The organism is Hydrogeniiclostridium mannosilyticum (genome assembly GCF_003268275.1).
Classification (GTDB): domain Bacteria; phylum Bacillota; class Clostridia; order Oscillospirales; family Acutalibacteraceae; genus Hydrogeniiclostridium; species Hydrogeniiclostridium mannosilyticum.
Window position 1 is genome coordinate 29,778 of the sequence record NZ_QLYR01000012.1, and the last position, 19,274, is coordinate 49,051.

At 48.3% G+C, this 19,274-nt stretch carries 14 protein-coding genes and 2 pseudogenes; all 16 read left to right on the forward strand.

Annotated features, from left to right (window positions below):
• Positions 1–132 precede the first annotated feature (132 nt).
• Positions 133–873 (forward strand): glycyl-radical enzyme activating protein, encoded by a 741-nt coding sequence (locus DPQ25_RS12765; RefSeq protein WP_112333563.1) that lies wholly within the window; start codon positions 133–135, stop codon positions 871–873.
• A gap of 70 nt (positions 874–943) precedes the next feature.
• Positions 944–3,343: a glycyl radical protein gene (locus tag DPQ25_RS12770; protein ID WP_112333564.1), complete on the forward strand. Its 2,400-nt coding sequence runs from the start codon at positions 944–946 to the stop codon at positions 3,341–3,343.
• Between the two features lie 56 nt (positions 3,344–3,399).
• The gene (locus DPQ25_RS12775) at positions 3,400–4,134 is read left to right on the forward strand and encodes an SDR family oxidoreductase (protein ID WP_112333565.1); all 735 of its coding nucleotides are present in this window, start codon (positions 3,400–3,402) and stop codon (positions 4,132–4,134) included.
• 150 nt (positions 4,135–4,284) lie between these two features.
• Complete coding sequence (locus DPQ25_RS12780) at positions 4,285–5,220, forward strand: alpha-L-fucosidase (protein WP_112333566.1); 936 nt, start codon at positions 4,285–4,287, stop codon at positions 5,218–5,220.
• A 277-nt stretch (positions 5,221–5,497) separates the two neighbouring features.
• Positions 5,498–12,025, forward strand: coding sequence for an RHS repeat-associated core domain-containing protein (locus DPQ25_RS12785; RefSeq protein ID WP_112333567.1), 6,528 nt, complete (start codon positions 5,498–5,500; stop codon positions 12,023–12,025).
• Between the two features lie 13 nt (positions 12,026–12,038).
• A complete protein-coding gene (locus DPQ25_RS12790) occupies positions 12,039–12,485 on the forward strand; it encodes a hypothetical protein (RefSeq protein ID WP_112333568.1) in 447 nt (148 codons plus the stop codon).
• Positions 12,486–12,788: 303 nt separating this feature from the next.
• A pseudogene (locus DPQ25_RS15355) lies at positions 12,789–12,989 on the forward strand (RHS repeat-associated core domain-containing protein); the annotation flags it as partial.
• 9 nt (positions 12,990–12,998) lie between these two features.
• Positions 12,999–13,583, forward strand: coding sequence for a hypothetical protein (locus tag DPQ25_RS15110; RefSeq protein WP_242978351.1), 585 nt, complete (start codon positions 12,999–13,001; stop codon positions 13,581–13,583).
• A gap of 706 nt (positions 13,584–14,289) precedes the next feature.
• Positions 14,290–14,490 (forward strand): annotated as a pseudogene (locus tag DPQ25_RS15360) (RHS repeat-associated core domain-containing protein); the annotation flags it as partial.
• Positions 14,491–14,499: 9 nt separating this feature from the next.
• On the forward strand, positions 14,500–15,093 hold the full coding sequence (locus DPQ25_RS15120) for an RHS repeat-associated core domain-containing protein (RefSeq protein ID WP_242978355.1): 594 nt from the start codon (positions 14,500–14,502) through the stop codon (positions 15,091–15,093).
• A 13-nt stretch (positions 15,094–15,106) separates the two neighbouring features.
• On the forward strand, positions 15,107–15,547 hold the full coding sequence (locus DPQ25_RS12805) for a hypothetical protein (protein ID WP_112333571.1): 441 nt from the start codon (positions 15,107–15,109) through the stop codon (positions 15,545–15,547).
• A gap of 41 nt (positions 15,548–15,588) precedes the next feature.
• A complete protein-coding gene (locus tag DPQ25_RS12810) occupies positions 15,589–16,644 on the forward strand; it encodes an RHS repeat domain-containing protein (protein ID WP_112333572.1) in 1,056 nt (351 codons plus the stop codon).
• Complete coding sequence (locus DPQ25_RS12815; protein ID WP_112333573.1) at positions 16,619–16,942, forward strand: hypothetical protein; 324 nt, start codon at positions 16,619–16,621, stop codon at positions 16,940–16,942. Before DPQ25_RS12810 ends, DPQ25_RS12815 begins: the two co-directional genes overlap by 26 nt.
• Positions 16,943–17,117: 175 nt before the next feature.
• The gene (locus tag DPQ25_RS12820) at positions 17,118–18,023 is read left to right on the forward strand and encodes an RHS repeat domain-containing protein (RefSeq protein WP_177577082.1); all 906 of its coding nucleotides are present in this window, start codon (positions 17,118–17,120) and stop codon (positions 18,021–18,023) included.
• Positions 18,007–18,309 carry a hypothetical protein gene (locus DPQ25_RS12825; protein ID WP_112333575.1) on the forward strand — a complete coding sequence of 101 codons (303 nt, stop codon included), beginning with the start codon at positions 18,007–18,009 and terminating at the stop codon, positions 18,307–18,309. Before DPQ25_RS12820 ends, DPQ25_RS12825 begins: the two co-directional genes overlap by 17 nt.
• Before the next feature lie 170 nt (positions 18,310–18,479).
• The gene (locus tag DPQ25_RS12830) at positions 18,480–19,022 is read left to right on the forward strand and encodes an RHS repeat domain-containing protein (protein ID WP_177577085.1); all 543 of its coding nucleotides are present in this window, start codon (positions 18,480–18,482) and stop codon (positions 19,020–19,022) included.
• The last annotated feature ends 252 nt before the right edge of the window (positions 19,023–19,274 follow it).

Sequence of the window (19,274 nt, forward strand, 5' to 3'; positions counted from 1 at the left end):
CTCCCGCGCATAAACGGGAGGATTTGCCGCCTCATTTACGCAAAACTACCTGCATAGATTGACAAATAAATTGCATGCATCATATAATATTTTTCACGGTTAGAAATAGAGGAATAAAAGGTGCTAAATCAAATGAAAGCAAAAATATTCAATATTCAGAAATTCAGCTTACATGACGGCCCGGGAATCCGAACCAGCGTATTTTTCAGCCGCTGTAATTTAAATTGCCGGTGGTGTGCAAACCCGGAGTGCCATATTGCGGGCGGCTCCTGCAGCGCTGCTGAGGAATACGAGCTCGACGATCTGGTAAGGGAGGTATTAAAAGACCGAGCCTTTTATCAAAAATCCGGCGGCGGAGTCACGCTGACGGGCGGCGAATGCCTGCTGCAATTTGAATTTATACAGGCGTTCTGCCAGCGGCTCAAAGAAAATCAGATTCACATTGCTATTGAGACAGCCGGAGCAGTTCCCGACAGCCAGTTTACCGAGGCTGTGAGCCTTGCCGATTTCATTTATCTTGACTGCAAGCACTATGACGCCGGCAAACACTTCCACGGCACCGGCGTTTCCAATGAACAAATTGTCAGAAATATGGAATGGCTTGCAAAAAGTTCCAAAGCTTACTGTGTCAGAATCCCCGTCATCCCCGGTTTCAATGATGCTGCCGAGGACGCGCGCGGCTTCTGTTCGCTTTTTCAAAAATCAGGCGTCAACCATATTGAGCTTCTGCCCTTCCACCAGTTTGGTGAGAGCAAGTATGCCAAATGGAAACTGAAGTATGATTATGCCGGGATAAAACAGCTACACAAGGAAGACCTGCAATCCTATAAACAAGTGTTTATCGATAACGGATTTTCGGTTATCTTAAATTAACTTTCCGGGCAGCCGCCTTCTGTTTATAAACAAAAACCTTATATAAACATAGAAAGAGGAAGATCGAACCATGAATAAAGATTTTGGCAGGCTTTCCAGCCGAACCGCCCAGCTCCGGGACGAAATTTTAGCGATTCGCCCCGAGGTCTGCGTCGAACGCGCCATTTTGACGACAAAGGCCTATCAGGAACACGAACAGGACCAGGTTGTACTCAAACGCGCCTACATGCTGCGAGAAATCCTGACAAGCATGACTATCTATATTGAGGACAACACCTTGATTGTTGGAAACCAGGCCAGCAAGAACAGAGCCGCCCCTATTTTTCCTGAATATGCAATGGACTGGGTAATCCGTGAGCTCGATGATTTTGAAAAAAGAGACGGCGACGCCTTTTATATTTCAGAAGCCAACAAACAAATTTTGCGCAGTCTCTATCCCTATTGGAAGGGCCGCACCTTACAGGATAAGGGTTATGCCAGCTTTCCAGAGCAGGCAAGAAAAATATACGACAACGGCATTATACGAAACGAAGGAAACATCACCTCTGGGGATGCCCACCTTGCTGTTGACTATGCCAGCCTATTGAACCTGGGCTTGAACCACTTCAAAAACAGGACGCAGGAGCGTCTGGAACAGCTGGATTACACCGACTATGAAAGCCTGAAGGCCAGCTACTTCTACCAGGCTGTTCTGGTCGCAATCGAGGCCGTTGAAATTTACGCGCGTCGTTTTTCAAGGCTGGCAAGGGAAAAGGCCGAACAAGCGCTGGAGCCGCGGAGAACCGAGCTTCTGGAGATTTCCCGCATATGTGCCAAGGTTCCAATGCAGGCGGCGGAAACCTTCCAAGAAGCCCTGCAGAGCCTATGGTTTATCCACCTGATTCTGCAAATTGAATCCAACGGCCATTCACTCTCCTTCGGACGCTTCGACCAATATATGTACCCTTTCTATCAGCAAAGCAAGCAGCAAGGGATGGATGAGCGCCAGTGCCTAGAGCTTTTGGAGAACCTGTGGCTCAAGAGCCTGACCATCAACAAAATCCGCAGTGCGGGGCACTCAAAATATGCCGCCGGCAGCCCCATGTACCAAAACATTACCATCGGCGGGCAAACGCCTGACGGTAAAGACGCGGTAAATGAGCTTACGGTTCTGACATTGTCCTCAATTGCCAGAACCCGGTTGCCGCAGCCGAATTTGACCGTACGCTATTTTAAAGGTATGTCCGAGGAATTTATGCAACGCTGCATTGATGTCATCAAGCTGGGGTTTGGCATGCCGGCCTTCAACAACGACGAAATTATCATCCCCGCCTTGATAAAGCAGGGGATTACAAAAGCAGACGCCTACAATTACAGTGCCATCGGCTGTGTGGAGGTTGGAATACCCGGTAAATGGGGATACCGCTGCACCGGTATGAGCTACCTAAATTTTCCTAAAACGCTGATGATTGCATTAAACAACGGCGTTGACCTTTTAACAGGCAAGCAAATTTGCAAGGGTGTCGGCCAATTTGTGGAAATGCAAAGCTTTGACGAGGTCTTTGCCGCCTGGGACAATACCGCCCGGCAGTTGATCCGCCAGGGAATAATTCTGGACACCTGCGCCGATATGGTCGTCGAACAGGAGGTCCCTGATATTTTGTGCTCCGCATTGGTTGACGACTGCATCGCGCGGGGTAAGCATCTAAAAGAGGGCGGGGCACATTACGATATTGTCAGCCAGCTACAGGTCGGCATCGCCAACCTGGGGGACTCCCTCGCGGCGATAAAAAAATGTGTGTTTGAGGATCAAACCATTACCAAAGAGGAGCTTTGGGAGGCACTGGCCCATAATTTTGCGGGCGAAAACGGAGAAGCTGTCCGGCAAAAGCTACTGGCCGCCCCCAAATACGGCAATGATATCGACTATGTGGACGAGCTGGTTGTGAAGGGTTATGACACCTACCTCGATGAAATCAAAAAATATAAAAACACCCGCTATGGACGCGGCCCCATCGGCGGCGGTTTTTACGCCGGAACCTCCTCCGTCGCCTCCAATGTTCCGCAGGGCGCCGGCACCTGCGCTACCCCGGACGGCCGTTACCAGGGCGACCCCCTTGCCGAGGGCAGCTCCCCCACCCATGCCGCGGATACCAATGGGCCGACCAGCGTGTTTAAGTCCGTCAGTAAGCTTAAAACCGAGGAAATTGTCGGAGGGGTGCTGTTAAACCAAAAGCTGACGCCGCAGGTTCTTGGCAGCGATGAAAACTGCAGTAAGTTGAGCATGCTAATCCGAACCTTCTTTGACGAATTAAAGGGCTTTCATGTTCAGTATAATGTGGTTTCCAGAGAAATATTGATCGACGCGCAGAAACATCCTGAAAAGCACCGGGATCTGATTGTCCGGGTCGCTGGGTACTCCGCTTTTTTCAATGTTTTATCAACACAGACGCAAAATGATATCATCGCCAGAACCGAACAGGCACTCTGATTCAAATTTCTCCGGAAATGCAACTATACAGATGAATTGAAAGGCTTGGTGAAAAAATGACAAAACAGAATTTAAGCGGACAAGTGGCCGTCCTAACCGGCGCTGGAGGAGGCATAGGCCGGGCCGCCGCCGAAAAGCTTGCCCAGGAAAAAATGAAAATTGTCCTGCTGGGCGGAAATCGTCTGGAAAAGCTGGAGGAAACCCGTTCCCTGGTCATGCAGTACACGGACTGTCTGATGCTGCCTGGCGATTTGACCGATCAGGCTTTCCTTGATGAGGGTGTTGCCCGTGTTATTCAGCAATACGGCCGGACCGACGTCCTGATTAACAACGCCGGCATGGCGCTCAACTGTTCTTTTGAGGATGTAAGTGAAGATCAATTTGATAAAATTATGAAAATCAATGTAAAAGCCCCCTATTTCCTGACGCAAAAATTAATTCCAAGCCTAAAAAAATCAAATTCTGCAACCATTATCAACATTTCCTCCGTTGTCGGGCATGCCGGGTATCCGTTTCAAAGTGCCTATACCGCCTCTAAACACGCGCTGCTCGGATTTACGAAGAGCCTGGCCAGCGAATATTACCAGGCGGGCATCCGGGTGCACGCTATCTGTCCCGGCGGCGTATACACAGATATGGTTAAAATCGCGCGTCCGGACTTAACGGACGAGGGCATGATCCTGCCGGAGGATATCGCGGATATCATCTATTTTTTTCTTGCCCACAGAGGAAACGCTGTCGTGGATGAAATCATCGTCCACCGGGTCAACAAAGAACCTTTTTTGGTCTAAATACAGTGGCATTCTCCATTGAAAAATCTCCTTTCACCGGCAATAAACGTGGAAGGGGATTTTATTTTTATTACTTGTAAACATACGGTAATCTGGTTATAATGGCTATCACCGGGGCTCCGGCCCAAATGGCTTTTAGGAGGCGTCTATATGGAACAATTACTCCATCAGAAATCAGATACTCATTGGTTCCGCCGCTCAGGATACGGGCTTTTCTGCCACTACTTAGATCATTCCAGAATCAAGGACTTCGATGTCGCACGCTTTGCCGACAATGTCGTGCAGACCGGAGCCGGCCATGTTTTCTTTACATTGGGGCAAAACTCCGGTTACTTTTGCGCACCCAATGCCACCTATGATCGTTACATGGGCTATCAAGCCGGAGAACGCTGCGCAGAGCGCGACCTGCCAATGGAGCTTGCCGGCGCACTCATGGAAAGAGGAATCCGTTTACTTTTGTATCTTCCCTGCGGTGCGCCGGCAAATGATGAAAAAAGCCGCAAAGCATTTGATGTTGATAAACCCGCAGGCGCATTTGACTGGATCGCAAGCCCAACCCTAAGGGACCGTTGGGCGGAAATTATCGAAGAATGGGCACAACGCTATGGCGACAAGGTAAGCGGCTGGTGGTTTGACGGGTGGTTCGAGAACAATGGAATGACCGAGGACATCGCCCAGGCCTACGCAAAAGCTGCAAAGGCGGGGAATCCCGAAGCCATACTGGCTTTTAACCGGAACATTGAGTATGGGATCCGCCCTTCCTGCGTCTACGAGGATTACTGTGCGGGTGAACGCTTTGGCTACTTTGCCTATGAAATTCCCACTCAGCCATTGGTTCATGGAACCCAGTGGCACGTTCTTTCTTTTCTGGGATCCTTTTGGGGGAAACCGGATATCCGCTATCAAAACGCCTATTTAGCCAATTATGTCAAACAGTGTATGGCTGGCGGCGGAGTCGTCAGCTTTGACATCGCCACCAGCCTTACCGGTGAATTTGCTCCCGAGCAAATGTGCCAGCTTTACTATATCCGCAAGGCTGTCCGCGAGGCAAGCGCCTTTACAACTCAAACCGTTTTACCAACCTGATTATTCTAAAAGTTACCCCTCATTCCAGGCGCAAGCTTGCGCCTGGTTTTTTTCTGCCCTGGAGCGTTCTTCTTATTCAGCCCGCCGAAACTGGGGATAGCTAGGCAATATTTGTATTATTTTACATAAATTAATTAACATATAAAAAATATTTATTTCTGTTCTTTTATTTCGACACAAATATACACCGAATAGTCTTATGATATTAATAAATTATTCATTTTTTTAGGGAAAGGAGAACGTAAAAAGCAAAAACGAGGAAGATTGAGGTGTATTTATGAAAAAAGGAATCATCAAAACGCTGGCAATGACCTGTGCAAGCGCTCTGCTGCTGCAAATGGCGCCGGTGCGCGCACTCGAAACGCAAGCCCGAGAAACAGAACCCAACCTACCATTTTCTATCATCGACCTGGAAAATGGCGCGGCCGGCAGCAAAGATCCCTTCGCCGAAGCGGACATCCTCACCGAGGACCCTGACAAGCGAAGCGCAGATAGCAAATACTTTCTGATGTCGGACGGCTCCTTCCTTGCGGTTCAATACCCCATTCCCGTCCACTATCAGGACGAGGATGGCGCCTGGCAGGAATATGACAACTCCATGAAGGAAGTCCCTGCCAATGAGAACACGGAAACAACCATGGAGAAACCCGATGAAGAAGATTCTATTCCGGCCGAACCCTCCAGCACCGGCGATGCCTCTTCCAGTAAAGCGCCAGAGGCGGAAAGCTTCGCTGTAGAAAGCGAGCCTTCCACCAACACGGCCGCCCTGGCGCCGCTGGAGGACACCGGAGAGGCCCCCTCCTCTAACACTTCAGAGCCTGGAGCAGCAGACGCATCGTCTGCCCCGGCAGAGAATGGGCAAGTAGAGACGGACAGCGCTCCTGCCGCTGACGAGGCTGCCCTGGCCTCTTCCCAGGATGACGCCTCTGAATACGCTAATAAAAAGAGCGACCAGCAGATCCGTCTGGCCAAAAAGGCCAAGGCTAATAAGATGTTTACCATCAAGGGAGAGCATCCGCTTTCCTGGGGATATCTCAACGCCAATAAAAGCCGCCTGGAGCTGACCGAGCAACAGGAGGCCACTGACAAAAACGGAAAATTCCTTCAGTTGAACCAGGTGGTTCAGGAGGGTTGGTACCGGAATCTTTTTTCCGGCGTCGATCTGCAAGTATTGGTCTCGTCCACCGGCCTGAAGGAAAATCTCATTCTCAGCGGCAAGGACTCTGTTCGTTCGTTTGAGGTAGCCTACAAAACCGACGGCCTCACCCCCGTTCAGGTGGATGCGCACACCATCGTGCTCAACGACCGCAGCGGCGACCCCGTCTATACGCTTCTTGCCCCTGTCATGACCGACGCGCAGGGCAATGTCAGCAACGCCGTCTACCTCACGCTTACAGAAAGTAAGAATAAAAAATTCTCCATCCGGATTTCTGCCGAAGACGGTTGGCTGGATGCCGCAGGCCGCGTCTACCCTGTCACCGTGGATCCTCTCATTCTCACCGACAAAAAGGAAGCTGCCGTCGACAACGCCACCATTGTCACCAAGCTCCCTGCCAACACCTACCCCTATGGCTCGCTCTACGTCGGTAACGTCTATTCCTACGGCGAAACGCAATCCGTGGTTCAGGCCACCATGCCCGCCCTCGGCCCCGGCGACATGGTCATCGGCGCACAGCTCTGGATGGTCCAGGTCGATTACTCTGGCAATACAGATGTGCAGGTCAATGCCAGCAAGATCACTTCTTCCTGGAAGCGCTCCGACTACACCAACAAGGCCAACCCCACTCGCCCCTCCCGCGAGTCCGCTATTGCCGATTATGTCATCGGCAATGCTTCCACCAACATCACTACGACAAGCGGCACCCTCAAGGACAGCGAAATTACCAAATGGGATATTACCCGCATTGTCAAGGACTGGTACAAGGACCCCTCCTCCAACCACGGCATCTACCTATGGCAGAATAACAGCGGCAACGCCGCCTATGTGCGCTATGTCGCCAACAATATCGGCAGCAGCTACCCCAGCTGTTACCCCCGTTTCTTCGTCCAGTACGTCAACAACAACGGCCTGGAGGACTACTGGAGCTACCACAGTCAAGATGTCGGCGTAAAAGGCGCCGCCTATATCAACGACTACACCGGAAACCTGGTCATTACCGAGGACCTTTTTTCTTCGAGCGGCAGCCGTATGCCCAACAATATCCAGCTTGTGTACAACAGCCGCAACTACAACAAGGAATTTCCTAATTCCGAGCTCGGCATCGGCTTCCAGTTCAACTTTAACCAACGGGTGGACGACGTCAGCAGCACCCTCAAGCAATACGGTTACAAATACAAATACACCGACGCGGACGGCACCGAGCACTATTTCCGGCAGAAGCAGGGCTCCTCAACCGTCTGGGTCGACGAGGACGGCCTCAACCTGGAGCTGACGGAAGCTGACGGCGGCATCTATATCCGGGATAAAGATGGAAATGAGCTTCATTTCAGCACCCCCTATTATGGCGGCGCTCTCTTTCATGCAAAGGACAGCAGTGGAAACCGCCTGCGTTATTACGCAACCAACCGGCTGATCACATCCATTGAGGATGGAGCCGGACGCGTTACGACCATCGAATACGGGGACGTCACGAGCGCCTCCGGCGCCAAATACAAGCACCCGCTTTCCATCACCGGTCCGGACGGCTACAAGGTCACCTTCGGCTACAACGACAACAATAAGAACCTGCTCAACCGAATCACCTACCCGGACGGCAGTTATACCGACTATTGGTATGACGGAAACGACCGGGTTGCAAAAATTCGATCCAGCAAGGACCGCCGCGTCCACTTTGACTACGCCGGCGGCCGCGTTGTCAAAACCACGGAGTACGACTCGAATTTCGGCAGCAATACCGGCGATTCTCTCTCCATCTCCTATAACAATGACAACACTACAACCTTTACCGACCACCTCGGCCGCAAGGAGGTCTACCAATTCGACAACGCCGGGCGTACCGTAAGCATCCGCCACGACGACGGCTCCGTCTCCAACGCCGATTATGAGGACAACAAAAAGTCCACTACCGGCGCCACCTCCTCGCCCGAAGCCCAGAAGAACAATAAGCTCAACGCCGCCAACGGGTCGGATAAATATGTCCGCAACTACATCAAAAACCCAAGCGCCGAGAACGGCGGCGGCTTCTATAACTCCATTTGGGACGATTCCGGAAAGGTTGGCCTGAGCCGGGATTCCACAGTCGCCTACTTGGGCCAAAAGTCGCTGAAGGCCGCCAACACCCAGGCCGGCATGACCTTTCAAGGCCATGCGCAGCAGCTCTTTATGCCGGACCTGCCCAGCGACCGTAATTTGACCCTTTCCTGTTATGTAAAAACCGACAAGGTCACCGCAACCAGTTCAGGCGGCGGCGCGGGCATGTACTTTAACTTCTACAAGAAGGACGGCACCCACCTAAGCCAGCCGGTACAGCCGAATAAGGTAACCGGCACCAACGACTGGCAGCGCATCAGCTTTTCCACCACTGCGCCGGCGGGTACCTATGAGGTACGCGTTTACTTCGGCCTGCGGGATGCCACCGGAACCGCCTGGTTCGATTGTATGCAGCTGGAAACCGGCGAAAGCATGAGCGACTGCAACCTGCTGGAGGACAGCTCCTTTAACGCCACTGATATTTGGAAGACCGGGAACAACTTTACCTCTCAAGATGCCTACACAGGAAACGGCAGCGTCAAAATTACAGGCGGCGCAAACATGAATAAATTCATCTATCAGGTTATTCCCGTCAACAAAAAGAGCGTTTGCTTCAACCTGTACGGCACCCTTTCGGGCAACTCCGTCCCCATCACCAACAGCAACCGCATGCTTGCCTTGGAGCTGGACATTACCTACGCCGACGGAGGCCATGAATATCAAAGCCACTCCTTCAACACCGCGACGACCGCCACTCAGTCCGTCAGCTTTGTCGTACGGCCCAAGCGGAACGCCATTGTAAAGCAGGTCGGTTTTTACTTCATCTCGCGCCGTCAGGCCAACGCCGTCACATTAAAAAATATGATGATGACCTTTGACGAGACGGGCGCCACCTACAGCTATGACAGCGACGGCAACCTTCAATCCGCCAAGGATAACGCCGAGCGCAACCAGACCTATACCTACAACAACTCCGACAAGCTGACCCAGACCGCGAACCCCAAGGGCGAGACGTACAAATACTTCTATGAAAGCGATATTAAATCCGGCGGCAACAAGCACCGGGTCGCCGCAGCGCGCTCCAACCAGCTCGGCAACGGCTTCACCTACACCTACGACAGCTACGGCAATGTGGTTGAATCCAAGGCGGGGACCGTGGACACCGGCGGTAAGCTCGACAGCTCCAAGCCCTACCTCTCCGGCTCCACCGCCTACAACAGCACGGGCAACTATGCGGTGTCCCAGACAGACGCCCGCGGCAACACCGCGACCTATGATGTCAATGAAACCAACGGCCTGGTCCGCTCGCTGACCTCCCCGGTGACCGTCTACCAAAACGGCAAGGCCGCCGACACCACCGCTACCCTCTCCTATACCTATGATTCGGACAACTACAACCTGCTCTCGCTGAGCGGCACGGGCAGCGCCGGGGCCGTCGCCAACACCTACGCCTATAACGACGCCAAGGGCCTGCTGACCGCCATCAACCACAACGGCTTCAGCTACACCTTCGGCTATGACAGCTGGGACCGCCGCACCACCACCAGCGCCGGCGGGCAGGTACTGGCCACCAACACCTATCTGCGCAGCGGGCGCTCCAGCCCCATCAGCAAAATGACCTACGGCAATGGGGACTGGGTCTCCTACAGCTACGACAAATACGACCGGCCCCTGACCTCCGTCTATGATTCGGGGTATTCCGTCAAAACCTTTTATAATGCCAAGGGGCAGGTTTCGCGTTCCCAATACCGGCAGAGCACCACCCGCCCGCTGGAAATCACCACCTACTCCTACGACCTGCTCGGGCGCATGGTTTCCTCCCAGCAGTCGGGCGGCTATACCCACCGCAGCACCTATAAATATGATAATATGGACAATCTGATCCAGCAGTTCATTTATATGGACAGCGAAACCTGGCTGCTCGGAAACCAGTACACCTATGGCAAGGACAATCTGCTCACCAAGGTCTCCCAAGGCGCGGTTACCCATGAGTTTACCTATGACAGCCTCAACCGTGTTACGCAGGAAAAGCTTGGCAACGACGGGACCACCGACAAAATCACCGTCGACTACGCTTACACGCCCGGAGCAAACGGCTCCACAACCACCTTGGTCAGCTCACTGACCTTCAAGCGCAACGGCGTGCAGTTTGACAAATGGGAGTACGCCTATGACAAGGCCGGCAACATCAGCCAGGTTAAGCGCAACGGCAAGCTGGCCGCCACCTATTACTACGATGCGCTGGGCCAGCTGGTAATGGAAAAGGACGCTGCCGCCGGGGTCACGAACGAGTTTACCTATGACCAGGGCGGCAACCTCACCCAGAAAAAGCAGACGCCTTCCTCCGGCGGCAGCGCCGTGACGGCCCGGTACACCTACGGCAACAGCAAGTGGAAGGACCTGCTGACCGCCTACAACGGGCAGGCTATCACCTACGACGCCATCGGCAACCCGCTCACCTACCGCGACGGCATGACCCTATCCTGGGAACGCGGGCGACAGCTTTCGTCTTTACAAACAGGCGGAAAACTTGTAAACTATGAGTATGACAGCGACCGGCAGCGGACAAAGAAGGTGGTAGCGGGCGCGGAGACCAAATTTTACTGGGACGACCGCGGCGTGATGACACAGCAGGACATGCCGGACGGCAAGAGCCTGTGGTTCTACAGCAATCCGGACGGCTCCATCGGCTCGCTGAATTACGAGTACGTACGGTACACGCTGGTCAAGGACCTGCAGGGGAACGTCATCGGGCTGGCGGACAAAAACGGCAACCTGGCGGCAAAATATACCTACGACGCCTGGGGCAATATTCTCTCCGTCACCGACGGACAGGGCAACGATGTCTCGGGGAACCCCGGCCACATCGCCAACGTCAATCCCCTGCGCTACCGCGGCTACTATTTCGACCAGGAAACCGGCTTCTACTACCTGCACACCCGTTACTACGACCCCAAGGTCGGGCGCTTTATTAATGCGGATGGGTATGTAACCACAGACAGCGGCCTCAGCGGCGCCAACATGTTTGCCTATTGCAAGAATAACCCGGTGATGATGACAGACCCCGATGGGAACAAACCGTTTTACAAAATTCTTGAGGAGCAGGCGAATACTGCTAATGCCATTATAGAAGCCGCTAAACCAAAACCGCGCTCTGCCACAGCAAGGTTTGTCTCTGATATTATGCAGGACTTCAAAAATTATGATATAAATAATGAAAGCGAAGAAAAGGTCTTGCAATCAAAATATTTCTCTGCTTATAAAGGTGTTCCTGTCGTGCGGATTAATGGCGACCGTTCCGGATCTTTTGGTATGATTTTTTTAACACGAAAAACCAACTCTATGAAGAATCCAGAAGATACCATCCGCCATGAATATGGACACACAAAACAGCTGCAGCAGCTTGGGGTTCTCGGTTATGCGATGTGCATCGGCCTGCCATCCTGGCAAAAGTGGGGCAGTGGCGAATATTACAGTAAGCCGTGGGAAATAACCGCCGATATTTACGGCGGCGTACAGTCCAGGTCCCATACCCAAGACAATATCGATGCCGGTTTTCAATATTTGGAAACCAGTAAATATTTAGGCCTATTCGCATGGCTTCTTATTCAATAAAGGAGGAATTATGATGTCTAAAATCTCCTTGCGCAGCCGCAAATCCATTGTTTTTATTTTAGCTCTGTGCCTAGCTTTTCTTTTATCCTCCTGTTTCGGCTACACCTTGAAAGAGAAAATGTACTACTCTCAAAAAGATAATTACGTGAATGCTATAGGAACAATCGATCACATAGCTTATACTGATGATCTAACAGAATTATACTTAGGGTTTACGGATCTAACTCCCAGATTTGATGGTCCCACTTTCAAAATTGTTGGCGACAACTTGTCAATTGTAGAAGACCGTGGAATCAATCAGAAAATTAAAGTTGGCGACCGGGTTGAATTTATAACGGCACCAGAATATTTTGGCGACGGATATGTGATGCCTATTGTGGCAATATCAATCAACGGCGAAGAATTACTCACCTTTGATGAAGGATTTCCAAACCTGCTAAAATGGCTCAGTAAACAATAAAAGGTAGATTAGAAAACCTAGGATTATATAGTTATTAAACAATACCCTACCAAGCTAACCCGCTTGGTAGGGTATTGTTCTTTACTTTTCTTCCCTTTTCCGCTATACTGAAACCAACAAAACGATTTCATAATTTTATATATTTTCAGTTCTAGCACACAACAAAAGTGAAACTCCATCGGCTCGCTGAATTACGAGTACGTACGGTATACGCTGGTCAAGGACCTGCAGGGGAACGTCATCGGGCTGGCGGACAAAAACGGCAACCTGGCGGCAAAATATACCTACGACGCCTGGGGCAATATTCTCTCCGTCACCGACGGGCAGGGCAATGACGTCTCGGGGAACCCCGGCCACATTGCCAACGTCAATCCCCTGCGCTACCGCGGCTACTATTTCGACCAGGAAACCGGCTTCTACTACCTGCACACCCGTTACTACGACCCCAAGGTCGGGCGCTTTATCAATGCGGATGGGTATGTTTCTACTGCACAAAGCCTCAATGCGCTGAACATGTTGGTTTATTGTAATAACAACCCCGTTATGTTGGTTGATTCATCTGGAACGTATAGTAATACAATTTACGATATTATTAACAGACAAATAGAGACGGCTAATAGTATTATTCAATCCTCTAATCGTATTTTACAAACCACTAGTAGAAATTATCGTTCTCTTGAAGAGGCAACTACAGACTGGGCCAATAAATATCGAACGAAAAGTAAAGAACGAGAGTATGGAGCGATTCTTTACAAATCAAAAAATGCTAAAACCAACACCGTATCTTATTCATATGGAATAACTTATAAAGGCTTTGAGAATAATACAATCCCCGGCTTTATTGTTGGCTATATTACTGGACGCTTCAAGGTTACGCTGGATCCAAACATAGAAATGGTCGGGTTTATTCACACCCACCCTCAATCTGAAAAAGGGTACCACAATGATTATCCCTCTGATCCTGATTTATTCCTCTTAAATCTACCAGGAATCAATGAGGTATACGTTGTTCCTTACAGTAGATGCAGCGGAACTTCTGCCGTAATTGAAGGCTCTATAAGCATCACTTGGGATTATGAAAATCATATTGCTAAATAGTATTATAATGAAGAAGGTGTTCATATGAGATCACGAAAAAATATTTTTTACTATTTCTAATGATAATTTTTACCACAATCCCCCTTGTATCCTGTGATATCGATCCATATGTTGGTAAAAGACCTAACGATTATATTAATTCTAAATGGTTATGCTATAAGTATAATGTGAGTTTTGAAGTCGATTCATCTGGCGAAATAGTGCAAAGCTACATGAATACAAACGGCCAAAGCATTCCCGTGCGATATCTTTGGGCACAATATAACCCATCTGTAAACATTTATTATACAGTAAACGGGAAAGAATCTCTCTTATTTTCAGGAAGATGTGAATTTCATTCAAATCTTTTTACAGTTTACGATAGTGATGGATCTAATTCCGGTTCATTTATACAAGACAAATTTATAGAATTTCAACGACTTTCATAAATTTTTTAAGCGTCACGGGTTTCCAAGTTATACTCGTGACGCTTTTTAATTTTCCCTTTACTTTCCTCTTCCCTTCCGCTATACTGAAACCAACAAAACGATTTCATAGTTTGCTATATTTTCAGTTCTAGCATATAACAAAGACGAATTCCATCGGCTCGCTGAATTACGAGTATGTACGGTATACGCTGGTCAAGGACCTGCAGGGGAACGTCATCGGGCTGGCGGACAAAAACGGCAACCTGGCGGCAAAATATACCTACGACGCCTGGGGCAATATTCTCTCCGTCACCGACGGGCAGGGCAACGACGTCTCGGGGAACCCCGGCCACATTGCCAATGTCAACCCCCTGCGCTACCGCGGCTACTACTTTGACCAGGAAACCGGCTTCTACTACCTGCACACCCGTTACTACGACCCCATGGCCGGGCGCTTTATTAATGCGGATGGGTATGTAACCACAGACAGCGGCCTCAGCGGCGCCAACATGTTTGCCTATTGCAAGAATAACCCGGTGATGATGACAGACCCCGATGGGAACAAACCGTTTTACAAAATTCTTGAGGAGCAGGCGAATACTGCTAATGCCATTATAGAAGCCGCTAAACCAAAACCGCGCTCTGCCACAGCAAGGTTTGTCTCTGATATTATGCAGGACTTCAAAAATTATGATATAAATAATGAAAGTGAAGAAAAGGTCTTGCAATCAAAATATTTCTCTGCTTATAAAGGTGTTCCTGTCGTGCGGATTGAAGGTAACCGTTCCGGATCTTTTGGTATGATTTTTTTGACACGAGAAAGCAACGGACGCGAGAATCCTAAAGATATTATCCGCCATGAATATGGACACACGAAACAGCTGCAGCAGCTTGGGGTTCTCGGCTACGCGATGTGCATCGGCCTGCCATCCTGGCAAGAGTGGGGCAGTGGCGAATATTACAGTAAGCCGTGGGAAATAACCGCCGATATTTACGGCGGCGTACAATCCAGGTCCCATACCCAAGACAATATCGATGTCGGTTTTCAATATTTGGAAACCAGTAAATATTTAGGCCTATTCGCATGGCTTCTTATTCAATAAAGGAGGAATTACGATGTCCAAAATCTCCTTGCGCAGCCGCAAATCCATTGTTTTTGTTTTAGCCCTGTGTTTATCTTTTCTCTTATCCTCCTGTTTCGGCTACACCATGAAAGAGAAAATGTACTACTCTCAAAAAGATAATTACGTGAATGCGACTGGAATCATAACGCATATTAATGAGGGTACATCTGCATTATATCTAGGCTTTTCAGATTTATCCCCGCAATTTGATGACAATAGTTTCAAAATTGTTGGCGACAACTTGTCAATTGTAGAAGACCGTGGAATCAATCAGAAAATTAAAGTTGGCGACCGGGTCGAATTTATAACGGCGCCAAGATACTTCGGCGACGGATATGTGATGCCTATTGTGGCAATATCAATCAACGGCGAAGAATTACTCACCTTTGATGAAGGATTTCCAAACCTGCTAAAATGGCTCAGTAAACAGTAAAAGGTAGATTAGAAAACCTAGGATTATATAGTTATTAAACAATGCCCTACCAAGCTAACCCGCTTGGTAGGGTATTGTTCTTTACTTTTCTTCCCTTTTCCGCTATACTGAAACCAACAAAACCATTTCATAATTTGCTATATTTTCAGTTTTTGCACACAACAAAGGCAAATTCCATCGGCTCGCTGAATTACGAGTACGTACGGTATACGCTGGTCAAGGACCTGCAGGGGAACGTCATCGGGCTGGCGGACAAAAACGGCAACCTGGCGGCAAAATATACCTACGACGCCTGGGGCAATATTCTCTCCGTCACCGACGGGCAGGGCAACGACGTCTCGGGGAACCCCGGCCACATTGCCAACGTCAACCCCCTGCGCTACCGCGGCTACTACTTTGACCAGGAAACCGGCTTCTACTACCTGCACACCCGTTACTACGACCCCATGGCCGGGCGCTTTATCAATGCGGATGGGTATGTAACCACAGACAGCAGCCTCAGCGGCGCCAACATGTTTGCCTATTGCAAGAATAACCCGGTGATGATGGTCGATCCTGATGGCAATAGGCCCATTTGGGAAATTCTTGAAGAACAAACCAATACTGCAAATTCTATTATCGCTGCTACTAAACCAAAAAAGTCTGTAGCAGATAAGGTTTTAGATACCTTGTGGTCTGGTCTTAAAAATTTTACCCTTGATGCTGGGTTTGGATCCGGTTTTGGTGGATACGCAAAAATCTCAAACATAAATGTAGATGTTATAGCTAGTGTTGATATGTTACATGTTAGATACGCTAAAGGTAATCTTGACATAGGCTATGAGGAAAGATATGGTGTTAATTTTTCTTTAACCGATCATTTGGGCATTGGATCAACAGGTGGTCTATTCCACTCTTTTTTGTGTAAGCAATATGAAGGCTATCCTAATCCTAATCACGACATATATCGATGTTCTAACTCTATCAAATACGATGAATCTCTTGAAGAAAACTTCGAGATACTAGGGGTGGGCGCTTATTGCATTGTCGGTCTATCTTTCAGTATTGGCTATAATTTTGGAGGACTATTAAATGATATCGAACAAATCTGGTTCTAATAAAAATAGGGCTTTACTTATTTTATCGATTTATGTTATTTTATTTATCGAACTTTCTTTAATAAATTTTATTTCCTCTTCCTTAGGGATTGCTAAGGAACAGCCTATACTTTTTTTTATTTCTTTTTTAATTGTAGGATTTACTGCTATCTTTTTCTTCTGGCTACTTGGAGGTGTTTTAAAAAAAAGATTTGTAACCTTAGGAAAAATATTTCAATATTGGCCCATAGTTCTCTATAGTATTGGTGTTATTTTAACATTTATCAATATGTTTATTCCTTTTTTATCTAGCTATTAGGCACGGCTCAAAAAGGGCTCTACAAAACAATGTAGAGCCCTTTTCATTTATTCCCTTTACTTTTCTCTTCCCTTCCGCTATACTGAAACCAACAAAACGATTTCATAGTTTGCTATATTTTCAGTTCTAGCACACAACAAAGGCAAATTCCATCGGCTCGCTGAATTACGAGTATGTGCGGTATACGCTGGTCAAGGACCTGCAGGGGAACGTCATCGGGCTGGCGGACAAAAACGGCAGCCTGGCGGCAAAATATACCTACGACGCCTGGGGCAATATTCTCTCCGTCACCGACGGGCAGGGCAACGACGTCTCGGGGAACCCAGGCCACATTGCCAACGTCAACCCCCTGCGCTACCGCGGCTACTATTTCGACCAGGAAACCGGCTTCTACTACCTGCACACCCGTTACTACGACCCCAAGGTCGGGCGCTTTATCAATGCGGATGAACTGTTAAATATGAATTTGGGACTTCTTGGAGCAAATATGTTTGCGTATTGTTGTAATAATCCGGTGATGATGACAGACCCCGATGGAAACAAACCGTTTTACAAAATTCTTGAGGATCAGGCGAATACTGCTAATGCCATTATAGAAGCCGCTAAAACAAAACCGCGAGAATCAACAGGCCAAAAAGTATCTGATAGTTTATGGTATGTCTTGTCCGGTCTCAACGCTCAAGTTGGATTCGGATCTGGATTAGGGGGTTCTGCAACAGTGGAAAATATAAATGTTGGCCTTTGTTCAAAAAACGATTTAGTTGCTAGAGTAACCCATGGTAAGTTGGATTTCGGTAAAGAGTCTAAGTCTAGCGCTTCTATCGGAATTGAATCTATAAAATATTTGAATTTAAGTATTCAAGAGGGATTTTATCACTCGGATCTATGCAATCTATATGACGTTTATCCCAACCCTAATCATGACATCGCTTCCTGTCCCAACACAATTAAATATGATGAAACTCCCGATCTGTCTTTTGATATTATTGGGGTGGAACTTTACTGCATTGTCGGCTTTTCATTTAACTTAAGTTATGATTTTGAATACATATTGGAGGGACTTTATGGCACATGGAGCTAACAAGTTTAAAAAATATATTATCCCTATTTCTATTTTTCTAATTTTGGTTGAAATATTTTTCATCAATTTGATTTCTGATATTATAAAAGTTCCTCCAAATGATCCGACTAAACTATTATGGGGCTTTTTATTGGTTGCACCAGTAGAATTTGTACTATTTTGGTCAATCGGGACTACTTTGAAAAACAAATCACAAAAACTAGGAGTATTCCTTCATATTATTGCCATATGGCTTAGTTTGGGTCAAGTCGCATTTGCTATACTAAATTTGGTTAAAAAAATGTAGTTTTGTCCCCGTAGGTATATCAAAAACCTACGGGGATTTTATTTAGTTTTTCCCTTTACTTTCCTCCTTCCGCTATACTGAAACCAACAAAACAATTTCATAATTTGCTATATTTTCAGTTCTAGCACATAACAAAAGCGAGCTTCATCGGCTCGCTGAATTACGAGTACGTGCGGTATACGCTGGTCAGGGACCTGCAGGGGAACGTCATCGGGCTGGCGGACAAAAACGGCAACCTGGCGGCAAAATATACCTACGACGCCTGGGGCAATATCCTCTCCGTCACCGACGGGCAGGGCAACGACGTTTCGGGGAACCCCGGCCACATTGCCAACGTCAACCCTCTGCGCTGCCGCGGCTACTACTTCGACCAGGAAACCGGCTTCTACTACCTGCACACCCGTTACTACGACCCCAAGGTCGGGCGCTTTATTAATGCGGATGAACAGCTAAATATGAATTTGAGACTTCTTGGAGCAACTATGTTTGTGTATTGTTTAAATAATCCTACCAACATGATTGATACCGTTGGACAGTTTCCGCGATTTATTTATGAACAAAATAATGATACAGAAGTCTCTGGTACCAAAAAGACTATGGGTAATATTTCGTGGGGGCGTGGTAATATAGCTGCAAATGGCTGTGGGATTATTGCAGTATTTAATTTAGTTGTTACAAATACAAGCTATAATTTTATGCAAGTACGTATTTAGATATTATGTCTTTTACGCTCGGTAGCCTCATCAGCCAGCTAGAACACGATGGCTTCACCCATGAACAGACCGTTTATGGTGCAGAAGCAAAGGGGTACTAATTAAAAAATCCGCCCCTCCCGTCTGACGCCAGAAAAGACGGCCCAAAATAAAAAGCAATTTATCCCAAAGCAATAGCACACTTCAATCAGTGAGGTTAAATTCCACCTTCAGGGCAGGTTTTACAAGCTTATGCCCTGAAGGTGCTTTTAT